Annotated in this window: 15 protein-coding genes and 1 tRNA gene; 8 read left to right on the top strand and 8 right to left on the bottom strand. The window is 60.9% G+C overall.

Going from position 1 to position 21,797, the window contains the following annotated elements:
• Positions 1–658: 658 nt before the first annotated feature.
• From CAFEL_RS02765 to CAFEL_RS02755, 3 genes are all read left to right on the top strand, one after another.
• Entirely contained in the window at positions 659–2,725 is a 2,067-nt protein-coding gene (locus CAFEL_RS02765) for a hypothetical protein (protein WP_194560899.1), read from the top strand.
• Positions 2,726–3,902: 1,177 nt separating this feature from the next.
• Positions 3,903–5,510, top strand: a complete 1,608-nt coding sequence (locus tag CAFEL_RS02760; RefSeq protein ID WP_194560898.1) for a FliH/SctL family protein — start codon at positions 3,903–3,905, stop codon at positions 5,508–5,510.
• Positions 5,511–5,518: 8 nt separating this feature from the next.
• The gene (locus CAFEL_RS02755; RefSeq protein ID WP_194560897.1) at positions 5,519–8,392 is read left to right on the top strand and encodes a DNA methyltransferase; all 2,874 of its coding nucleotides are present in this window, start codon (positions 5,519–5,521) and stop codon (positions 8,390–8,392) included.
• Between the two features lie 69 nt (positions 8,393–8,461).
• Here CAFEL_RS02755 and CAFEL_RS02750 read toward each other — a convergent pair whose 3' ends face one another.
• The 4 genes from CAFEL_RS02750 to CAFEL_RS02735 all read right to left on the bottom strand — a co-directional run bounded on the left by CAFEL_RS02750 (position 8,462) and on the right by CAFEL_RS02735 (position 12,088).
• Entirely contained in the window at positions 8,462–9,037 is a 576-nt protein-coding gene (locus tag CAFEL_RS02750; RefSeq protein WP_194560896.1) for a hypothetical protein, read from the bottom strand.
• A gap of 71 nt (positions 9,038–9,108) precedes the next feature.
• Positions 9,109–9,672, bottom strand: a complete 564-nt coding sequence (locus CAFEL_RS02745) for an antirestriction protein ArdA (protein WP_194560895.1) — start codon at positions 9,670–9,672, stop codon at positions 9,109–9,111.
• A 191-nt stretch (positions 9,673–9,863) separates the two neighbouring features.
• Positions 9,864–10,991 carry a DUF4192 family protein gene (locus CAFEL_RS02740; RefSeq protein WP_194560894.1) on the bottom strand — a complete coding sequence of 376 codons (1,128 nt, stop codon included), beginning with the start codon at positions 10,989–10,991 and terminating at the stop codon, positions 9,864–9,866.
• Between the two features lie 38 nt (positions 10,992–11,029).
• The gene (locus tag CAFEL_RS02735) at positions 11,030–12,088 is read right to left on the bottom strand and encodes a DUF4192 domain-containing protein (RefSeq protein ID WP_194560893.1); all 1,059 of its coding nucleotides are present in this window, start codon (positions 12,086–12,088) and stop codon (positions 11,030–11,032) included.
• Positions 12,089–12,204: 116 nt separating this feature from the next.
• On the opposite strand from CAFEL_RS02735, the gene CAFEL_RS02730 reads away from it, so the two are divergent.
• Positions 12,205–12,732, top strand: a complete 528-nt coding sequence (locus CAFEL_RS02730) for a hypothetical protein (RefSeq protein ID WP_194560892.1) — start codon at positions 12,205–12,207, stop codon at positions 12,730–12,732.
• A 524-nt stretch (positions 12,733–13,256) separates the two neighbouring features.
• Here the strand turns inward: CAFEL_RS02730 and CAFEL_RS02725 are convergent.
• Positions 13,257–13,330 (bottom strand) — tRNA-Met (locus CAFEL_RS02725).
• Between the two features lie 149 nt (positions 13,331–13,479).
• Positions 13,480–16,392 (bottom strand): UPF0182 family protein, encoded by a 2,913-nt coding sequence (locus CAFEL_RS02720; protein ID WP_394354806.1) that lies wholly within the window; start codon positions 16,390–16,392, stop codon positions 13,480–13,482.
• Between the two features lie 172 nt (positions 16,393–16,564).
• Here CAFEL_RS02720 and CAFEL_RS02715 point away from each other — a divergent pair, with 172 nt between their 5' ends.
• Complete coding sequence (locus tag CAFEL_RS02715) at positions 16,565–17,053, top strand: PPA1309 family protein (protein WP_194560953.1); 489 nt, start codon at positions 16,565–16,567, stop codon at positions 17,051–17,053.
• 10 nt (positions 17,054–17,063) lie between these two features.
• The gene (locus CAFEL_RS02710; RefSeq protein WP_194560890.1) at positions 17,064–17,798 is read left to right on the top strand and encodes a hypothetical protein; all 735 of its coding nucleotides are present in this window, start codon (positions 17,064–17,066) and stop codon (positions 17,796–17,798) included.
• Here the strand turns inward: CAFEL_RS02710 and CAFEL_RS02705 are convergent, their stop codons facing one another.
• Positions 17,799–18,872 carry a YlbL family protein gene (locus tag CAFEL_RS02705; protein WP_194560889.1) on the bottom strand — a complete coding sequence of 358 codons (1,074 nt, stop codon included), beginning with the start codon at positions 18,870–18,872 and terminating at the stop codon, positions 17,799–17,801. It abuts the gene before it with no gap.
• A 90-nt stretch (positions 18,873–18,962) separates the two neighbouring features.
• On the opposite strand from CAFEL_RS02705, the gene CAFEL_RS02700 reads away from it, so the two are divergent.
• Complete coding sequence (locus CAFEL_RS02700) at positions 18,963–20,384, top strand: zinc-dependent metalloprotease (protein WP_194560888.1); 1,422 nt, start codon at positions 18,963–18,965, stop codon at positions 20,382–20,384.
• Between the two features lie 9 nt (positions 20,385–20,393).
• Here the strand turns inward: CAFEL_RS02700 and CAFEL_RS02695 are convergent, their stop codons facing one another.
• Positions 20,394–20,909, bottom strand: a complete 516-nt coding sequence (locus CAFEL_RS02695; RefSeq protein ID WP_194560887.1) for a M48 family metallopeptidase — start codon at positions 20,907–20,909, stop codon at positions 20,394–20,396.
• 30 nt (positions 20,910–20,939) lie between these two features.
• Here CAFEL_RS02695 and CAFEL_RS02690 point away from each other — a divergent pair, with 30 nt between their 5' ends.
• On the top strand, positions 20,940–21,782 hold the full coding sequence (locus CAFEL_RS02690; RefSeq protein ID WP_194560886.1) for a hypothetical protein: 843 nt from the start codon (positions 20,940–20,942) through the stop codon (positions 21,780–21,782).
• Positions 21,783–21,797 lie beyond the last annotated feature (15 nt).

The following is a 21,797-nucleotide window of genomic DNA, read 5'->3' as shown; positions in this document are numbered from 1 at the left end:
GGACGAACACATATCCCCTCCCTGACCAGGCGTGTTGCTAGACGTTCGTTTTCACCGGTTTTTTGGGCCGAACAGCCACAAAGGTGCCGTGAGCTGGGAAAATAGTGGCAAAAATAGGCCGTGTTCGCCCGTTCGCACTTTTTTCCAAAACCTTTCTAAAGTTACTACTGCTCTATATGTGTGCAAAAAGTGTATTTGTGTACCTGCGGAAAAGCGAACACACAAGTACATGTCCATTTACCAGCATAAATAGACGTGCGTGCGCGTGCCTGTGGGTCATACACTTCCTTGGTATACACCCGATACACTTTTGAATGTGTATGCGCCAGTCGGATGCTGTTCGCCTTTCCAATGCCATGTTCGGCTTCTGCTTGAGCATCACCCCGGCGCACGTTGTTCCCCCGGTATCGGTACCCAAGGGCGCCATTGGGCCAGCTTGCAGCACATTTTATCCCTGCGGGTTGGCCCACACTGCGCCAGTGCGGGCGGATACACAAATACACATTTGCGTCCTCACATACACATTAATGTGTATGTGTGTATTACAAACGCAACCTGCAGAGCACTAGATACGCTGCCGATACACTGCGATATACACTTTTCCAGATACACTTTTCGACTCATTGTATATTTCTGCCGAAAAGTGTATATTGTGCACATGGCGAACAAGCACTACTGGAACACCAAAACGTCTCGATGCGTATCGATAATGCAGTACCTGACAAACCCGGCTACTGGACAACAGCTGTGGAGTGTAGAGGCTGTGCAACGTGCGCTAGATCAAATAGGCGCGGACCGTTACGTCTACATAGTCCACAAGCCTGATACGCCAGAGGCGCACATTCACTTAGTTGTACTGTTGGATCGCCTCAAAGCCGCACGCACTCGCTCGCAATGGGCGGAGATTTTCGGCGTGCCCGAGGAGAAGGTCTGGAAGCACGCTGGTGCAGTGAAGCACTTCTACCCCGCTATCGAGTACATGCTGCACGATGCACCGCAGCATGCGAACAAGGAGCCCTACGCTCGTGAAGACCTTGTAACTTCGCCAGGGTGGGATTGGGAAACAGGCTATGAGCGGTACAAGCTTATGGGCAAGCCCAACACGCCGCGAAGGCTCTCCAACGACCCCTATTCGCGAGTGGTCCGAGGCGAGATCATGCCCAAGGAGGCGCTGCAGCTCGGCATCAAGGCAGATGCAAAGCGCCTGCGCAGCGCGCGACACGCCTACCTTGTTACGCAGCGCCCGCCTTCGTATCGCCTCGTGTTCTACCTGCAGGTTGAAGACAGCTTCGACGCGGCACCCTTCTGCAAAGCTGCAGCTCAGGTGCTGGCCGGCAGCGAGCAAGAGGTCTTCGACTTCCGTATCCCCGACTACGGTAAGTACTGGGAGAGGAAGAAGGAGTTCGAAAAGGACACCTTGGAGGCTCTAAGCCGGTACGAGGGTGAGCGGCTGGTGATGCTGCGCGGTGTGGAGCGTGGAACCCAACGGGAAGGTTTCACCCTACGCGCCATCAAGGACGCACTCGGTGGCAGCGAGCAGCTGGTCAGCTTCTTCAAGCGGCAACCCGATCAGTTCGATAACGCGCGGTTCGTCAAGACCTCGCAGGGTGAGACAGCGTTTCTACACGATACGTGCGTAGTAATGAGCGAGATGCCGATAGAGCAGTTCAAAGCACAGCTGCTCCAAGAGTTCACCAAAGTGATCCAGGGCCAGGACGATGCAAGCCGGGAACTTGGGCGCACCTTCCCCATTCTGGTTGAGGTCGACACCGACAGTTTCAAGGTTTCCATCCTCGAAGAGGCCCTAGGCGATGATGCTCTGGGATCAGGTTATCGCGCTGGAAATCGCGTCCGGCAAAACTTGCGACAGATGATGGAGACGGCGCGCCTCTACCCCAACAATGAGGTCATCAAAGCCAGCGCGGAGCGCATCCAGCACGAACAGCTTAAAGAGCTTATTGCAGCGGATGCTGCGGTCCGGGAGCGCATGACACCACGTGTGGCACCGGAGGACTTCTATGCCACATTCAGTCTGGAGGCCCAAGGCAACGCCGCAGAAGACCCCGAAATCATTGAGGCAGAGGTCGTAGAAGAGCCACAAGAGACACAGCAGGCCCCAGAGACACTAGCAGTCGCTGAGAGGCCTGCAGACCCGACGGAGGGCGCCACAGCGAGTGCTAATGCCGTTGCTCCAAAGCCAATCGAGCAACTACCTACAGCGCCACTACTGCCGACGCCCCCAGCGGGGTTCAGTGATGACCTAGGACCATTTGGAGACATAGACGAGAACGGGAAGTTCTTCGCCCGAGATGATTACTCGAAGTTACTTGTAGCAAAGAAGAAAGCCCTTCTTCCTAGCGTCAAAGATATTAAAACTCGTTTACAACTCATTCTCCTTTCGATGTACAACTGGGACAAGTATTCACCGGGAGATGATATCCATGAAACCGAGAATCACTATTACCGAATACTGAAAGAGTGCAATCTCACGGATTCGCTATCGAATATGTGGAAATTGCACAGATGGGCGCCCTGTTGGAATACGTTTGAGAATCACGAGTTTAATGAGGTCAAAAAAGAATTGGCTAAACTTCAACATGCGAACCATGATGATCCACTAATCAAACGTAAGGTTTGGGAGATGTATGCATTATGGACTGAGGAATTAGAGAAAGCTATCCCTGAACTTCGTGACACACCCCCGGATTTATTTAAGCCAATCTAGTTTCACATACGTTGTTCAACGTGTAGACCAGGCCATTGTTGCAATGGTTGCGGAACAGCGAACAGCCCAAATGTGATGAAATTTCTTGAGATTTTTCATCGTTTTTCTCAACAGATCGTGACATTTTCTCCACAAAGTGTGGCAGATCTGCGATAACGACACATTCACTCGTTGTCGTACATGTCCTGGGGTGACCAGATATGGTCGGTGGCAAGCTCCATTGCCCGCCAGGATCGCCCATGCACCACAAGCGCCCGGGGCGGGCGCGGTCGGTGCTCCAATGCCCACAAAGGGCCCAACACGAGTGCGCGCAGTGTTGGGCCCGACTGGGCCCGTTCAGGCGCTCACAGCGCCACCAAGCCCCCGACACGAACACATGCAGTGTCGGGGGCGCAGTGTGGCCTGTGGGTGCCTTCCGGCGGCAGCCGGTAGCCCCCTGCAAGGGCCCCGTGAGACAAATCCAGCGGAGCGCCGATTTGTCCTACGGGGCTATCACAATTTTTCTGCACTTGGGGGCAGGCTATGCCGGGGAGGACAAAACCGCAGCGCAGCAAGGTTTTGGCCAGGGTCCCGGCATAGCCTGCGAGGGGTCCCCAAGTGCAGAAAAATTGGTTCAACGCCGCAGAGGCGTTGAAATGGGCCTGAAACGGCGCAAAACGCCTCCCCCAGGGCGTGGATTGCGAGTCGAGGCTGGTACAAAGCCGATTTCAGTCCGGAGCCAAAATCGGGGTTCAGGACCTGAGGGTTTAGAGGCCGATTTCAGTCCGATGGCTCTTTTCAACGTGAAAACGGCCCGAAAAAGGCCCCACCTCGTGCGGCAAACAGCATCAAATCTGCAGGTGACAGGCTTTTTGCTCGGAAGGCACCACACAATCCGGCTGCAATCGCGTGTTTCAAAACGCATTTCCCCAGGAACACGGGTGTACACCTCGCGGTTGTGACCCCATGTACAGCTGCTCGTGCGAGGGCCGCTGTTGCACATGTTTCTCCCCCGTCCCGATCTCATGTTTACAACGGTTACGCTGCGATATTCCGTAATTCTACCAAAACCACAAACTCACCTTTAGCAAATTTGTCCCGATTAGTTGTTGACAATTGATTCTGAGGTAGTGTAGATTTCTTTTCATGAGTGGTGCGGCTCATGTTCAATGAAGTTTTCACAGTAAGGACAAGGACCGTGCCAACAGATCACGCATCACGTACTGGCTTTCACGTCGAGCACCACGCATTCGGTGAGAGGGAGTCGAAAACAACCGGCCGAAAGGCCCTTCTCGATGAATGCATGCGCCACCTGGACCCCCAGTTGGTGGCGAAGTACGCCGAGCGGAACGACTCCATCATTGCCGCAGAGACTGAGAAGAACCTTGCTTTCGTCAACGACGGTGCCGGTGGCTTCAACCTCTGCATGGATTCCAGCGATGTTGTCCACTACGCAGAATGGCGGAATCTCCAAATAGATCGAGCGCCTCGTGATAATCAGAACGAATACTCGACGTTTATTGTTTACGCACCTATTTCGCTTCTGCGAGAAATACCGAACGTGTATTACCGACGTGACGAAAACGGCGACATAAAGTATGACGAAGATGGCGAGCCGTTAATGCGATCACGCTGGGTTGCAAAGGACCCAGAAGCTGTAAACCAATATTTCCAGGATGTGTTGGAATACTTCGGAATGGTATTGCCTGGAGGCCAGCAGGCGATACATGGATTTGCACTGAATTTCGATGAGTCACGCCCACACATACATATTTTCGCGGACAGTTTCGCCCCTTCTTCAAAATCTCCCGGAATGCTTCAATCGGCGTTTTCCAAAACCTGGTCACAGCATCGTGATCTGCGTTATCCGGAAGATCACCCAAACAAGAACAAGCGCGGAAAGGTAATTAGCGGTCGCGTCAAGGTTGCTGGTCTGCAGAAGCAGATGAAGGAGTTCATGCGCGACAAGGGCTACGACGTTGAGATGGAAAACTCACCCCGTGCTGGCAGTGGGCTATCCAAGGATGAGTACATGGCCCTGCAGGAGGCATGGTCAGATATTGAGCTCCACACAGAGCGCAATATGCAGCGCGAACGCGAGCTTGACTCCGCCTCTGCGGATCTGGAGGATTTCGGGGCCTCGCTGAAGACCAGGGCTGCTGACCTCGACGAGCGCGAGTCCAGCCTGCAAGCCCAATCGCAAAGCCTGCACACACAGCAGCGCCAGGCAGCAATGGCGCTTGCCCTGTTGCTGCAGCTCATCGTTAAGCGTCAGCGCGAGTTTGAGGAAGAAAGCAAGGCCTACATGGCCAAACGCAAGGCGCAGAACCGAAAGACCAGGGACCAAGCCCGAGAGACGGGGCACAAGAAAGGCTACGCAAGCGGGTACTACAAGGGCGTTAAGGATGGAAAGCCCGATGGCCACGCTATTGGCGAAGAAGAAGGCTTCTGGAGGGGCCGGGAAGAGGGTTTTGCAACCGGTTTTGACGAGGCCTACACAGCTGCTTATGAGAGTGCTTACAACAGGGCGTACAAGTCGTACTCCAAGGCATTCCAGAAAGCCTCGAAGGAATTAGAGCAGCAGCGTAAGGCGTATATACGCGACTTCGAGAAGACCATCGAGGGGGTCCGCGATTACGCCGACCAGAAGCAGATTGAGGCCGAGACGAAGGTCTACCGTGATGAACTTGTGCGGCCCAAACGCCTGTCGTGGTCACCGGCACCGGAAGAACATCGCGTCGATCCGTACGCGCTGGAGCCAGACCCTGACGTCAACCGACCATCCGCCAGGGACATGGGTGAATAGGAGCGAAAATGCCTGCACAATCCACTAAACTCCCTTGGGTGGTAACCCAAGGTGAAACGCGCCTTTCGCGCACGCAGATTCAGTCCAACCTGCAGGGCTTTGCCCACCGCTGGCACGAGATCCTCTCGAACACGGATGTGGTGCAAGCCAATGTCGAGCAGCAGTACGCGCAGCCGTTCTGGCAGGAGTTGTATTCGTGCTTCGGCATCGACGCCACTGTCACTGCGATCTACGAGCGCTACGCCCAGAAGGCCTCTAGCCGTGGTCTGGGGCGCATTGACCTCTTCCAGCCCTCAGTGGTTATTGGCGAGGCCAAAAGCCCCGGTGTACCGCTAGAGAAGGCCTATACCCAGGTGCTCGATTACCTCGCCGGTGGCTCTGTCACCCAAAGCGAGATGCCCCGCTACATCCTGTGCCACAACTTCGAGTATCTGCGCGTCATCAGGCTCTCGGGCGAGAAGTTCGACGTGGAGTTCCCGCTGGCTGAGCTACCTGAGCATGTGGACTACCTGAAGTTCTTGGCGGGCTACGACACGGTCACCTACCAAGAGCAGGTCGAAGCCTCTGTCCAGGCATCGAAGCTCATGACCAACTTGTTCACCGCAATGGTGGGCGATGAGGTGGATGAGGAAGTTGGTGACGAGGCACCAACAACGATGCACGACGAGGACGTAGCCGTCTACGAGACCTCATCGTTCCTCTCGCGCATCCTGTTTTGCCTGTTCGCAGAGGACGCTGGTCTGTTTGAAGCGGGGATGTTCACCCGCTTTGTGGAGGAAGAGTGCAACGCGGCCAACTTAGGCGCCCAGCTGCAAGCACTGTTTGCAGTGCTCAACACCCCTGTTGAGCGCAGGCGCAATGTGTCTGAGCTGCTGGCGGAATTCCCCTACGTCAACGGCCACCTGTTCGAAGACACCCTGCCGACGCAGTTCTTCAATGAGCAGATGTACGAGGCGTTGTGCGTGGCGACGCACTTTGATTGGTCGCGCATTAGCCCTGCGATCTTTGGCTCCCTGTTCCAGCTGGTGAAGTCCAAAGAAGCCCGCCGCTCAGACGGTGAGCACTACACGTCCGAGAAAAACATCCTCAAGGTGCTTGAGCCGCTGTTTTTGGACGAGTTCCGCGCCGAGGCTGACAGGCTGATCGCTCTGAAAGGCACTGCAAGTGCGAGAGTGAAGCAGCTGCGCACCTTCCAGGACAGATTGGCTTCTTACGTCTTCTGCGACCCGGCCTGCGGGTCCGGCAACTTCTTGGTTGTCGCCTACCGTGAGCTGCGCAAAATCGAGACTGACGTCATTGTCGCGATCCGTGAACTCGAAGGCCAAGAGACAATGGTCTGGGACGTTTCGCTCGAACAGAAGCTCTCCATCGGCCAGTTCCATGGCTTCGAGCTGAATTGGTGGCCTGCACGCATCGCTGAGACAGCGATGTTCCTGGTCGACCACCAGGCCAACGTCGAGCTGGCTGCGCGTATCGGCATGGCGCCAGATCGCCTGCCCATTTCGATTTCGGCGCACATTCACCACGGCAATGCGCTGGCCTTTGACTGGGCTGTGGCGCTGCCAGATGCGCCGATGACGTACATCTTCGGCAACCCGCCGTTCATTGGGCACAAGACGAAGACGCCTGAGCAACGGCAAGACCTCAAGGCTGCGTGGGGCGACTACGCAGCTGGCGAGCTTGACTACGTCACCGCCTGGCATGCGAAGTCGATGTGGGTGCTTGAGCAGCGACAAGGCGAGTTCGCGTTCGTGACCACCAACTCGATTGTGCAGGGGCAAGGTGTGCCCGCCCTGTTTGACCCGCTGGTTGAGCATGGTTGGCGTATCAAGTTTGCACATCGCACCTTCGCCTGGGACTCTGAAGCACCTGGTAAAGCCGCGGTACACTGTGTGATCGTGGGCTTCACCCGTGATCGTGGTGTGAAGCAGCAACTGTGGGACTACCCATCAGTAGGGGGTGAGGCTGTGCCGGTGGCTGTGACGATGGGTGTCAACGGCTATCTCGTAGATGGGCCCTGGGAGACGGTTCGTTCGGTATCGAAACCTCTTTCTGCAGTGATCCAACGCAGCGCGTTCGGGACAATGCCGCTTGGGCCGGCATTGCTGGTTGGGCCTGCGGACATCGATGCATTCAAGGCAGACACTGTTGCATCTAAGTACCTGCGCAAGTTTGTTGGTGCAAAGGAGTTAGTGCAGGGTACGGACCGATGGTGTTTGTGGATGGCGGACGAAGATTTCGATCCTGCTGATCTGGCTCGCTCTGCGCTGTTGCATGATCGGGTGGAGGAAAGCCGACGGTACCGCGAGGCGGCCAAGGAGACTGGTGATGCTTTCAAGTATCGCAACACCCCACACCTGTTCAGGCCCAATTCGAGGAGGCCAGCTGAGCCCTACTTATGTATCCCTCGGCATGTCAGTATGAATCGGCGCTACTTCACCGTTGAACGGTTTGGACCTGAGGTGATTAGCGGTGACGCGAATTTCACGCTGCCTGACTCGAGTGGTTTGCAGTTTGGGTTAATTTCCTCATCAATGTTCATCACCTGGTTGAAGACAATCGGAGGACGTATTAAGTCTGACCTGCGGTTTAGCTCGACCTTGACCTGGTACACCTTCCCGGTGCCGTCTCTGACCGATGATCAGCGTGAGCGCATCATTAAGGCCGGTAAGGGCGTACTTGAAGCGCGTGAGCGGCACCCAGAACGCTCACTTGCGGATCACTACAACCCGCTAGCCATGGACCCGGCGTTGATCAAGGCGCATGACGCTCTCGACCGCGAGGTGGACAAGGCGTTTGGTGCACCGCGCAAGCTCACGACTGAGCGGCAGCGCCAGGAGCTGTTGTTCGAGAACTACGCTGCACTAACGCGGGACGTGTAGAGCAAAAGCAGAAACCCCGTGAGGGCGTACCTCACGGGGTTACTGCTCTGACGTGCCTGGGGCTACGGGTTAGCGGTAGAACTTGAAGCCGTAGGCTGCGGCACCCTTACCATCGTTTTCGCCACCCTCGAAGTAGATAGCGAAGCTGGATGCACCATTAAGTGGGAGGGTGACCTGGGTCTCCTGGCCCTTACGTAGCGTGTACTTACGGGACTCGGCACCGTTGAGGTAGATGATGGCCTCTACCTCTGCGTCATCGTTGACGTAGTGCAGTTCATCACGTGTGAGAGTGAAGGAAACAGCACTGTACTTCTTGTCGACGATGCATTCGATCCCAGATGGGGCGGCATCGCGGCCGGTCGACACAACTCCGTTCTTGAAGGTCTTGCCGTTGACGCCGACCTCAGCCGGGCTCAGCAGGTTCCAGGTCCTACCGCACAGGTCCCACATCGACTCTTCTTTCGGAGCAGCGTTATCAATGCTGGGGCCTGGGTTCTGGGGTTTGTCACCCTCGGGAAGAGATGGGTTGATTGCCTGCACGATCATCACGATGACGGTGATGACTGCGACGATAGCGCCAGCGATTTGTGGAAGCAGGTTCTGCAGGTCACGCAGCAGGCGGTTGAGTTCTTGAGGGTTGGGCATTGCGCCGCTCCTTAGATCCAGTGAAATCTGTACACCGTCATTTAATACGCTGTCAGCAAGCTGTGCAAGCGCTATACCACCGCGTCAAAGACCCACACGCTCCCCACTTTCATGGTGGGAAGCACGTGGTAGTCCATCTCCAGGTCGCGCAGCCACTGCTCGTAGTCGAAGTAGCGCTCCTGCTCGTCGGTCATGCCCTCGGTGGGCTTGAGCTCGCAGTACTGCTCCCAGCCAAAGTCGGCAAACGAGCCGTATTCTCCCTGGTAGGCCTGCCTAAAGCGCGCTATCTCTGGCGGCTCGGATGCATCGAGCACGTCGTAGCACCAGCGCATATAGGCCGGCCACAGCGAATCATCGCTGAGTTCGACGTACGCCCTGCCCCACATGGCAGCGTCCATAGGCTGCATTTCGCCGCTTTTGGGCATGTTGTTGGTGTCGAAGCACCACAGCTCGTCATGCGCGCTGTCTCGCTCGACCTGCGTGCGCAGCGTCGCTGGTAGGTAGTCGTGCAGGCTGTCGATGGTGATGTCCTCGGCATCCTCGGCGTCGATCCATTCACCGACTAAACGGCCGTCGTTGTAGCAGGCTAAACATCCCACCCAGACCTGCGGGTGGTTGGTGTTGTTGCTAGTCATAGTGTCTTTCTCCTGTTGTCGTGCGGGGTATGTGGTTGTCCAGTACATTCATGTCTGCAGCCGGGTTGAGCGACCTGCTCATTGACCTCCTCGGGCAGCGTGGCACCCCCCCGATGAAGTTCATCCCCCAGAACTTCGCGCCTAGCGCTCCCTGGCTGCGGGCCCGCCCTGGTGTATCCAGGGCGGGTTTCCTATGTGCGTCGCCAGTGCATGGCATCTGGTGGCAGCAAGAGCTCGGCCCAGGCGCGCTGTGAGCCGCTGTGAGCCCGCGAGATGACCTCGTGGCTGCGTCCTTGGCGCAACAGCTCTCCAATGACCCGTGCAGGCGTGTAGGAGGGCATCTCAGCGCTTGCTTGGCGCAGTGCCTGCAGCGCCCAGGGGGCAATACCCTCCTGCAGCGCGATAAGCGCCCACATGCCCAGGGCGTGCGCTCGTGCTTCGCCGTGTGTGGTCTTGGCGACGTGCATCAACAGCCCTGCGGTTTGCTGCGGGTGGTCGAGCGCTTCGGTGATCAGGCAGTCGCTGATCTTGCTCACGCTTAGTGCTGCGATGAGCACTTCAAGCTCATGCGGGTCATCGACCAGCACAATCTGCGGGCATGAGTGTGTCGGCTCAATGAGCTCGCTGGCCACAGCGCTGCGCAGCACGTCACGGGCGGCGTAGACCAGATCGACAGCGCGATCAGCGTTGCCGTCGTTGAGGTCCATCAGCGCCCGGTGTGCCCTGCGCTGTGCGCTGGTTGCCACATCCACCACGGCGTTGGCGGTGGCGAACTCTTGTGAGGCTGCTTTGCTGTGCACGCCTGTCAGCGCTGCTAGGTCCTCGGAGTACTCCCAGTAGCCGGCAAACGTCGCGAGGTTCGCCGCTGGGCGCACGCCACAGTTGTGTAGCAGGCGCATGTGGTCGTTGTCTTCCGGGTCGGCTACCGAACCGAACATCACAGGTGGTCTGCGCACGTCGTAGCCCAATAGCCCTGGTGTGGCGAACACCAGCGAGAATGGCTCGCCGTGGGCGATGTCTGCCACGTGCCAGCACGCCTCGATGAGGTTGGTGCCCAGCACTTGGGCCACATATGCGTGTTCGGTGATGTCATCGACCTGCTGCGTCTCGCGGTGTGGAGTCACGATCACGGCGAAGACGTGAGGCAGTCTGCGCAGGTCGCGAAACATCGCGTGCTGCCAGTTTTGGCGCAACACCTGCTCTAGGCCGACATACGCCAGCTCAACGGGTTGTAGCGCATCGTCTAGCCAGTCCAGGCCGACCAGCACTAAGGCATCGCGCGGGAAGTAGGCGAACATGCCTGGGATCTGTGCGATCATCCGGCCTGGGAAGAACCGCTGTGGCACAGCTGGCCCGCTCATAGGCCAAGCTCCTGCAGGGTCATATTCGCCCCGTCAGCGGCGCTATCGAGCAGCTGTCTGCTCAGCCCGTGCGCCATGATCTTGTCCAACAGGCGCGTCAGCCTATGCTCTGGCTCGGTGTCCACCGCAGCATCGAGTGCGGCACGCGCCAGCCCTGCCAAGTCTTCGTTGGTGGCCAGCATGGACCACAGGCACAGCGCGTTGGCACGCACAACGCCGTCGAAGTAGGTAGCGACAGCAAGCAGGATCTGGCTTGCACGCTGCGGGTTGTCGAGCACGACGGTAATCAGTGCGTCACGCAGTTTGCTGCTGGTCAGACACGCCACAAACGCTGTCAGCTCGTCGGTGTCGAGCAGCACCAGCGGATCGGGGATCTGCGCGGGCACAACCATTGCAGGCTGTGCTGTTTCGATGGTGAGCATCGCTTGTGCTACCAGCGCGCGGGCGGGGTCGTGGATGCCATTTGCCCAGGCGTGAAGCACCTCGCTGCCGTGCAGCTTCGCGTCGGCTGCAACCTGGTCGTAGCGCGATGCGCGGTGCGTGGCGAGCGCAAAGTAGCCCATCATGTCATCGCGGCTGAGCTCCGGCAGCACGCCGTGTTGTGCAAGCTGTGCCATCGCAGGCGAGGCCATGATGCTTGCGACGTCGCCTTCATAAAAGCGCGGGTCATCTACCATCGACGGCTGCTGGCCGTACTCAAGGTGGTAGCGCTCGCCTTCGGCAACATCGGGCACAGACCAGATGGCGTCGATGAGCTCATCAACGTAGGCGACGTACAGGTGATCCAGTGCGTTGAGCACGACCGGGTGGTGGCGGTGGCGGGTGATGATGACGCCGAGCACCACGTTGTAGTCGCCGGTGATGCGTGCAAAGCGCTCACCAAATGCGTCCTCTGTGACCTGGTCGAGGTCAAGGCGCATTGCAGGGCCGGTCTCCACATAGCCGCCGTCGCGGTTGAAGCACAGCACCACCAGTGATTCTTGTGGGTAAAACCCGAGTAAGCCGGGGATTAAGGCGATCACATCGCCGGGGGTCGAAATGGGTTGCTGCTCCATGATGTCTCCTCACACGAGTGTCGGGGGTTGGCTTACATCAGCCACGCCCACACTCGTCCGCACCTTTTGGTGCGGATATGTGCACAACAGCACGGAAACTGGTTTACAGTGCACATATGACAGACTCAGCAAACACTCCCGACAACCCGGGTACGCCTGATATTGACTTCGACAAGCTCACGCCTGAGCAGATTGAAGCGATCATCAACAAGGCTCAACAGGCAGTCAAGTCTCGAAAGAACGTCTCGCGTGAGCGTAAGAACGAGTACACAGCAATGTGGAAAAAGCACCGCGACAACCTGCCGATGTTGTTGGAGTACCTCTACGACTCTCCGTCCACGATCATCGAATCCGACGATGACAAGGACTACGAAGGCGCTGAGCACGATGCGTTCTTGACTGCCGCAGCGTCGTTTCGCGATGGCGTGATGCAAGAGATTGCCGACGTGCAGGCTTCGTGGGATGAATCCAAGGACATTGCCAAGGACAACGACGTGTTAGAGGCACTGCGGGAGTACAACGCCGGTGCAAAGGCGCGATCCGAGGCCCGCAAGCGTGGTGCAGCGAAGCGCTACAAGAAGGACGCCGCGAAGAAAACCACCAAGCGCACGACGAAACAGGGTGGACAGAGCTCAGACAGCTAGCGTGTGTCCTATATATAAAGAAAGGCCCCTTTTTATTCATAGAAATGGGCCTTTCTTCAGCTGTGGCCGCATTGATGTGATGTGTGTCACCAAGATGAGGTGAAATCCACACTCGGCGTGAGTGTGGTGTGGATTTGAAAACGCGACCTGCGCAAACGCGGCTGCAAATCCACACCACGCATCAACACATGTGGTTTTGTGGCACAGGGCCTACGCCACCCGTGCTGAGCGAAGGTCGGCATCACGCCTGCTGTCGTTCCCACCGGGGAGATGCCGGCCTTCGCAGCCCGTAGTGAACCAAGCAGCCCCCTGAAGCAGGGGTGTGCCGCACCCGCGTCGGGCAGCACCCTCGCCTACACGCGAAGCCTCTGCAGGTCGCTATCGGGACGCTTTTGCTCCGGGGTACCAATCTGCTCTAGCGAGACGCTGTACAGAACCCGTGCAGCTATAGGGACGTTTATCGAGACGGTGTCTCGCAAAAAGAAAACCTGGCCAGAGGAAGTATCCTCTGACCAGGCACTTAGTAGCGGGGGCTGGATTCGAACCAACGACCTCTGGGTTATGAGCCCAGCGAGCTACCGAGCTGCTCCACCCCGCGTCGGGCGTTTATGTGATTATCGCCTGTCGCCTTAACCGGCAACGTGGAGTTACTATACATACACCAACTAATAGCGCCAAACCTCCTGCTCAAAGGAGGTTTGGCGCTATCGTTTTTGTGCTCGAGTGGCGCGCGTGCGCAGATCGTGCTTACTGGGCCCGCTGGTACTCCTCCACCGCGCGATCCAGGCGGTCGAGTGCGCGGCCGTACTCCTCGAAGGAGCCGTCGCGTGCGCTCTCCAGGTTGCGCAGGGCGTCGTTGATGTTGTTCATCGCCTCGTCCTTGTTCACCTGCGGAGCGTCCTCGCTGCCCTCCGGCTGGGCGTCGCCTTCTGGCTTCGCCTCCTGGTTCTCACCTTCCGGCTTGGCGTCGCCGCCGGCGTTCTCGTCCACAACCTCGATGTCCTGGGCGGCCTCCGAGTGGATGCCCACCTGGTCGAGCGCCTGGGAGATCGTCGGCGCGTAGCCCACCTGGCCACGGTAGAATACCAGCACGCGAAGCAGCTTCGGGAAGGCCGATTCCTGGTCCTTGCGCTGCGAGTAGATCGGCTCCACGTAGAGGATCTCGCCGCCGCCCACCGGCAGGGTGAGCAGGTTGCCGTTCTTCAGGTCGTTGGTGCCCTCCCACAGCGTGCGGTCGCGGGCGACCTGGTCGGAGGACATCAGGGCGTCCTGCGCCTGCTTCGGGCCCTGGGTCTGCTTGTTCGTCGGCAGCACGCGCACGGTGATGTCGCCGTACGTCTCCGGGTCGGAGGACACCGCCATGTGCGCGGACAGGAACTCGCGGTTCAGGCCGCGGAACGGGGTAATCAGCTGGAACGACGGCTTGTCCGTCTCCGGGTCCGCCGCCACGACGTAGTACGGCGGCTGGTTTAGCTGGCCGCGGCCCTCCGGCGCGGTCGGGTCGTTCGGCACGGACCAGAAGGCGTCGTTGTTGAAGAACACTCCCGGGTCATCCACGTGGTAGCGCGCCAAAAGGTCGCGCTGCACCTTGAACAGGTCCTCCGGGTAGCGCAGGTGCTCACGCAGAGAATCCGAGATGTCGGACGCCGGGCGCACCGTGTCCGGGAAGATGCCCTGCCATGCCTTGAGCACCGGGTCGGATTCGTCGAAGGCGTAGAGCTCCACGGAGCCGTCGTAGGCGTCCACGGTGGCCTTGACGGAGTTGCGGATGTAGCCCACGTTGTCCGTGATCAAACGCTGGGTGGTGCCGTCCGGGTTCAGCGCATCCTGCGTGGTGTCCTGCAGGGAGTTGCGCGTGGAGTACGGCAGCTGGGACAGCGTGGTGTAGCCGTCCACGATCCACTTCACGCGGCCGTCAATCACCGCCGGGTAGGTCTTGGAGTCCGTGGTCAGCCACGGAGCGACCTTCTCCACGCGGGTGCGCGGGTCGCGGTCGTAGAGCACCTTCGAGTCGCCGCCGACGCGGTCGGACAGCAGGAAGTTCAGCTCCTGGTATTTCACCGTGTAGGCGAGGCGGTTGAAGATGTTGCCGATGTCCACGCCGCCCTTGCCGTCGTAGGTGTAGGTGGAGTTATCCGTGTCGTACTCCACCGGGCCCTGGCCGGTCTCGCCCACAATGGCGTAGTCCAGGCCGTCCTTGGCAGAAGCGATGACGGGTCCGTAGTAAATGCGCGGCTCGTCGACCTTGATGCCCAGCTCTTCTGCGTCCTCGGAGGCCTTGGCGGCGGCGTTGGACTGCAGGTCGGACACCGTGAAGATGGGCAGGCCGCCGCGGGTGGAGCCGGCGTCCTGCGCCGCCTCGTCCACGGTGTTGGCCTGCGCGGCCACAAAGCCGTTGCCGTGGGTGTACACCGTGTGGCGGTTAATCCAGTCGAGCTGGTTTTCACTCAGCGCGTTCGGGTTCATCTCACGCGCGGCCACCACGTAGTCGCGCATCTCGCCGTCGACCTGGTAGCGGTCCATGGCCAGCTGGTCCGGAAAGCCGTAGAAGTTACGCAGCTGCTGGTTCTGGGTAAACGTCGGGGAGATGATCTCCGGGTCCAGAAGGCGCAGGTTGGAAATCGTAGCCGCGTCGGAGGCGACATCGGAGTTGGAGGTGTTGCCGGCGCCCCAGTTGTCCAGGTAGGTCACGTTGTCGTCGGTAAGCCCGTACGCCTCGCGGGTGGCCTCGATGTTGCGGCCGATGTACTCGTACTCCTTGGCCTGGCGGTTGGGCTTGACGGAGAACTGCTCCATCAGCGCGGGCCAGACGTTGCCCACCACCAGAGACGACAGCAGCATGAGCACGGTGGCCAGCACGGGGATGCGGAAGTCGCGGTAGACGATGGAGGCGAAGAACGCCGCGGCCACCACAACTGCAATGACGGTGAGGATGATCTTCGCCGGCAGCATCGCGTTGACGGTGGTGTAGGACGCACCTGTGAAGATGTCGTTTTCGCTGTAGAGCAGGTAGTAGCGCTCCAGCCAGTAGCTCACAGCCTTCAGCAGCATCCACAGGCCAGCGGTGACGGCGAGCTGGATGCGCGCGTCCTTACTGATGTGGCCGGAGATGCCGGAGACCTTGTTGCCAATGCGGATGCCGCCCAGCAGGTAGTGGCCTACGGCTGCAACCAAAAACGCCACCAAAAGCAGCATGGAAAGCGTGTCCACCACCGCGGAAATGCCGGGCAGGGTAAACGCGTAGAAGCCCAGGTCCTTGCCAAACTGCGCGTCGGTGGAGCCGAACTCGCCGCCGTTGAACCAGAGCATGAACACGCGCCACATGCGCTGGCCGGCCAGGCCGGACAGGATGGCGACGACAACCGGCACCCACACCAGCATGCCGCGAACGGACCGCTGCACCTGCTGGCGGTACTGCGCAGCCTGGTCGAACGGCGCGGCCTGCTCCTGGGGCCTGCCGCGCCACGCCAGCCGGGCGGCAATCCAAGTGATCGCGCCGCCGATCAGCGCAAAGATGATAAACAGCACCACGCGGACCAGGATCACGCGGTTGAACACGCCCCTAAAGTCCACCTCCCCGAACCACAGGAAGTCGGTGTACAGCCCGACTGCCATTGGCAAGAGGACAAGAATGAGGCCCAAGACACCGATGGTGGTCATCAATCCCGTGTTCGGTTTCTTGGCGCGTGGTTGTGGCCGATTGAGGCGGGTAGCCAAGCCTGCTCCTTAGGAATTAGTGTGTGCAACGCAGATAAGCTTCAAGCTTAAATAATCCAACGTCAAACTTGCCCGGAGGGTTCCCGTGCGCGAACAGCAAGCATTAAATAAGGCCATGATGGAGGCCGTCGAGTTCGTCCACGCGGAGGGGTGGGACGCTCCCCCGACACTGTTCGGCCTGGTGCCCACGCAGTTGCTTGTCGACGAGCTGGGCCACCTCGACGACTCTTCCCCGTTAACACTGGTGGTCCAAGACCTCCCGGAGCACATCCTGCCCGGCTCCGAGGAACTGGGCGAGTACGTCTCCCGCATCGCCTGGCCGCGCGACGTGCAGGGCGTGATCTTGGCCCAGGAGATCGTGTTCAAGGACGCCTCCGCCGGCGAGGCCGCCGAGCCGCGCCCGGCGCGCCTGTTCTCCGGCGTACTGCGCGAAGAGGACATCGAACAGACGCTGCTTCAGCTGCGCCTGACCGATCAGGAGCTAGAAGAGCGCGGCGCGTTCGCCCAGGACGACATCGAGCTGCGCGGCGGGCCCGGCGTAGCCCCAGGTGTAGTGGCGGCGCTGCGCTACGGCCTCGAGCAGGACCCGGACGAGCTGGTTTAGGATGTCAGTTGTGTCTACTTCCCGCCCCTGGTCCCGGTCCGCATCCCTCATCGCCTGCGCCACCGCCGCAGCGCTCACGCTAACGGCGTGCTCTAACGATTCCGACTCCGAGGATCCCGATACCCGCGCGCCGGAGATCACCTCCACGGAGACGCCGCCGAGCGAGCAGGAGCCCACTGACACCGAAACCGGCGCGGGCACCGAGACTGACTCGGCGACGGTGACGTCGACGCAGCGCTCCACCTCTGCCGCGTCGGCCTCTTCGGCTACGTCCGCAGCATCCTCTGCGTCGTCAGCGTCGTCTGCGTCCTCGTCGAAGAAGACTGCTGCGGGCACGGCGGATGCGACGTCGACAAGCGGAAAGAAGCAGGAAGCTGACGCGCTGGCGGAAGTGCGCGAGCGCTTCTCCACATTGGCCCCGGAAGAGTTCTTCGACCAGTTCGACGACTGCGCGGCGGGCGGTTTGAGCGGCTCCTTCGACTGCTCCGGCGAGGGCATCGGCCAGTTCCAATTCTTCGACTCCGACTCCAAGGCCGCCTCGACGACGCAGCTTCTAACCGAACTGCGCTCCTCGCGCGTGGTGGAAGACAACGGCGACCGTGTGGTGGGCTGGTCCACGCTCGGCACCTCCGCGATCATCACCGTGGTGGACAACGAGGCCGGTCAGGTGATGCAGCAGCTGATCTCCACCGACCAGGATGATCCGCGCCAGCGCATCTACGACTTGGGGCTGGCCAAGCAGTAACTACTCGCAGGAGGGAACGTCGCGGCCCGCGGCGAAATCCTCCATCGCCTCGACGGCCTCGGTGAGGTTGTCCACCTTCGCCACCGTCATGTGCTCTGTGTCCACGCGTTTGACGGCGTCGCAGTTGCCGGCGGGCGCCAAGAAGAGTTCCGCGCCGTCGTCCTCTGCGGCACGGATCTTGTGGGTGATGCCGCCGATGGGGCCGACCTCGCCGTCCTCGTTGATCGTGCCGGTGCCCGCGACAAACTTGCCGCCGTTGAGCGCGCCCGGGGTGAGCTTGTCAATGACGGCGAGCGAGAACATCATGCCCGCGCTCGGCCCGCCGATGTCGTTGAGGTTGTAGTTCACGCTGATGCCGCCGGCCGGCTCGGAAGTCATGAGGATGCCCAGCATGGGCTGGCCCTTCTCGTGCGGGTTCTCCCCCAGCTCCACCGACTCGGTGCGCTTTTCACCGTCGCGCTCCACGGCGATTTCGATGGTCTCGCCGGGGGTCTTGGCGCGCACAGCATCCTGGACTTCCTGCGGCGTTTCCACCTTTTCGCCCGCGACGGCGGTGATCAGGTCCTCCGGCTGCAGCACCCCCTCGGAGGCGCCGCCTTCCATCACGTCGTGCACCACCACCGTGGTGGGACGGTTCAGGTAGTGCATGGCCGCCACCGTCGCGGACGCCTCGGAGGCGACAAACGCCTGCTGGTTGACCTCGCGCACCTGATCCTCGTCCAAATCCGGCGGCATGATCTGCTCCACCGGCACGATCGTGTCGTCCGTGGCAACCCAACGCCCCAGCGCCTGGCCGAGCGTCATGTTCGTGCGCACAGACACGGTGGTCATGTTCAACTTGCCGCCGGTGTCCAGCGTCTCCGCGCCCTCGATGTCCACGACAGGCTCGCCTCCGACCTCGCCGAGCGTGTCAAAGGTAGGCCCCGGCCCCTCCGCCGCGTACGGCACGGTCAGGCGGATATCGGTGCCCGGGATGTGGTCCGCGGTCAGTGCACCTGCCAACAGCACGACGGGGATGGACCCCCAGACCAGGGTCGACCACCGCCGGTTCCGAGCTTCACGCGCTTTGGACATGGGCGCAGATTCTAGCGCAGGAGGCGCTTGACACTGTTGCTGGCTCTCAGCGAACCCATGTGTTCGCGGGCTGACTGTATTCTGGCTGGCATGACTAACGGATTCGGCTTTTCCTTTCCTAACGACTCGAACGATGACGGCGAAGGCGACGGCAACAATCGGGGCGGCGACGGAAACGGCCGCGGCGACGCGAACAACCCCTTTGCCGCATTCGGCTTCGGCGGGGGCCAGCCCGGCGGGGGCGGCTTAGGCGACATGTTTAACCAGCTGGGCCAGATGCTCTCCGGCATGGGCTCGTCCATGAACGCCCAGGCGTCGGGCGACGCGGTGAACTTTGAGCTGGCCGCGCGCATGGCGCGCCAGCGCATCGCCGGTGCAAGCCCGGTCTCCGAGGCGGACACCCGCGCGGCGGAGGAATCCCTGCGCTTAGTGGAACTGTGGTTGGACGAAGCCACGGACCTGCCCGCAAGCGGGGCTAAAGCCGAGGCGTGGAACGCCGAGCAGTGGCTGAACCAGACCATGCCGATGTGGAAGCGACTGGTCAACCCCGTTGCGGAGCACATGAACCGCGCCCAGCTGGACTCCATGCCGGAACAGGCCCGGGAGATGATGGGCCCGATGGCCGGGATGATGAACCAGATGAACTCCATGCAGTTCGGCATGAAGCTCGGCCACGCGCTGGGCGATCTGGCGCAGCAGGCGCTGACCGGTTCCGACTTCGGCCTGCCCGTCGCCCCCGCCGGCACCGCCGCGATACTGCCGCGCAACGTCACCGAGATTTCCAAGGGATTGGACCTGGCCGGCCAGGAAGTGATGGTCTACATCGCCGCGCGCCAGCGCCTGTTCCGCCACGTGCCGTGGCTGGTGGAGCGCATCGTCTCCTCCGTGGAGGAATACGCCGCCGGTTTGGAGATCGACACCTCCCACATCGAGGAAATCGTCCGCAACCTCAACTTGGAAGGCGGCGACCCGCAGCAGATCCAGGAGGCGCTGCAGAACTTGCAGGGCGAGGACCTCTCCCCGCGTGTGGGCACCCGCAACGCCGGCGCCACCTCCCGCCTGGAGACGCTGATCGCCTTGGTGGAAGGTTGGGTCGACGTCGTGGTGGCCGAGGCTCTCGGCGAGCGCATCCCGTCCACCCCGCAGCTGGCGGAGGCGTGGGCGCGCCGCCGCGCCACCGGCGGCTCCGCCGAGCAGGCCTTCGCCAACATCGTGGGCATCGAGCTGGGCGCGCCGCGCACCCGCGACGCCGCCGAGCTGTGGCGCCGCATCGGCACCGCCGTGGGCAACGAGCGCCGCGACCAGGTGTGGAACCACCCGGACTTCCTGCCGTCGGCGGAGCACCTGGACAACCCGGCTGCGTTCATCGACACGCTGCTGGACGACGCGCCGGACACCGACTTCGACGACGAGTTTGCCAAGCTCGAGCAGGAGCTGCGCGACAACCCGGAGCTCAAGCGCGAAGACGGCGACGGCAAGGATGACGGCCGCGAGGACGGCACGGAACTTTAAGGGCGGTCCTCACCCGAAGCGCTGGTAGGCCTCCAGGTAGCCGCGTGCGCGCTCCGCGTACGGCACCTTGCCCGCCCACTCGTAGAACTCTTTGCTGTGGTTCGGAATGAACGTGTGCGTTAGCTCGTGCACGATCACCGCGTCCAGTACGTAGTCCGGCACCTGCTTTAACCGGTCGCTGATCCGGATGTCGCCGGTGGACACCGTGCAGGAGCCCCACCTCGAGCGCTGGTTGGACACCCACCTAATCGAGCCGAGGCGCGCCTGGCCGTCCAGGACGTGCTTATTGAGGGAATCGGCGCGCGTGCGCAAGGAGACGTCGTCACGTGGGCGCGCCTTTGTCTTGCGCTCGAGCTTGGCCAGCATCTCGGCCACCGCCTCGCGCTCTTGCGCGTCAGTGAAGTGCGCAGGGATGCGAATCTCCGCCACTCCGCCCACCAGCCGCGCCTGCACCGAGCGCGTCCTGCGCGCCGAGCGGATCACGCGGTACGGCGTCGAGTCTTTCTGTGTTTGCCTGCCAGCCATGGCAATGCATTGTAGGATCCCGCATCGGGGGTGGATGCAGGGATGATCAACGACAACACGCGGGTGAAACTCGCCCACGGCGCGCACCCGTTTCTGCGCGCAGACAACGTCATGCAATTCGGCGTCGACGCCACACGCACGGGCCTGGTAACCACCGAGCACGCGAAGGACGTCGCGGCGCTGTTGGGTGTGCTCATGCGGCCGCGGCGGCTGGGCTGGGTGGTGGAGCAGCTTACCTCGCTCATCGGCGCCGAGGCAGCCCGGAGTCTCGCGGACGACTTGCTCAGCTACCGGGTCCTCGTTCCAGCCACCAAGCCCGAGGTGCTGCTCGTCGGCCATGGACGGCTGGCGGCGGCGGTGACTGCCAGACTGCGCGAATGCGGGTTAGATGTGCGCACGCAAGCGCGCAACGAGGCGCTGTCGAAGTTCCTCCTGCACAGCGAGAAGTGGGCGCCGGTGGCGGCGGTGAACACCACTGCCCAACTCGGCGAGCTCGCCGCGCTGACCCGGCAGCGCCAGGGCGCGGTGCTGCCAGTGACGCAGGTGGACGCGCGCGTGGTGGTAGGCCCCGTGTGCGCCCGCCCTGGCCCGTGCCCTTTGTGCGTGCGCCTCTACCTTCTGGACCGGGACCCAAACTGGCCCGTGGTGGAGCAGCGCGCGCCGCTGAGCGTGCAGGGCGATCCCGTCCCTGCCGCGGCCGGCGCTGCTTTTGCCGCGGTGGCGCTGCGGCGTTTGGCGGGCGTGCCGGACCCGCCCGGGGTCTCCGCGCCGAAGCCTGGTGCCGGGGTGCTCACGGTGGTCGACCCGTTCGCGCCGACACCCGTGTCCACGGCGACGCTGCCGCCCCACCCGGACTGCGCCATGTGCTTCTAAGCTTCGCGACGCCTC

Origin of the sequence: Corynebacterium afermentans subsp. lipophilum (assembly GCF_030408375.1) — a bacterium.
Taxonomy (GTDB): Bacteria; Actinomycetota; Actinomycetes; order Mycobacteriales; family Mycobacteriaceae; genus Corynebacterium; species Corynebacterium lipophilum.
Note: the sequence above shows the minus strand (reverse complement) of the source record. Positions and strands in the feature narration are given on the sequence as shown.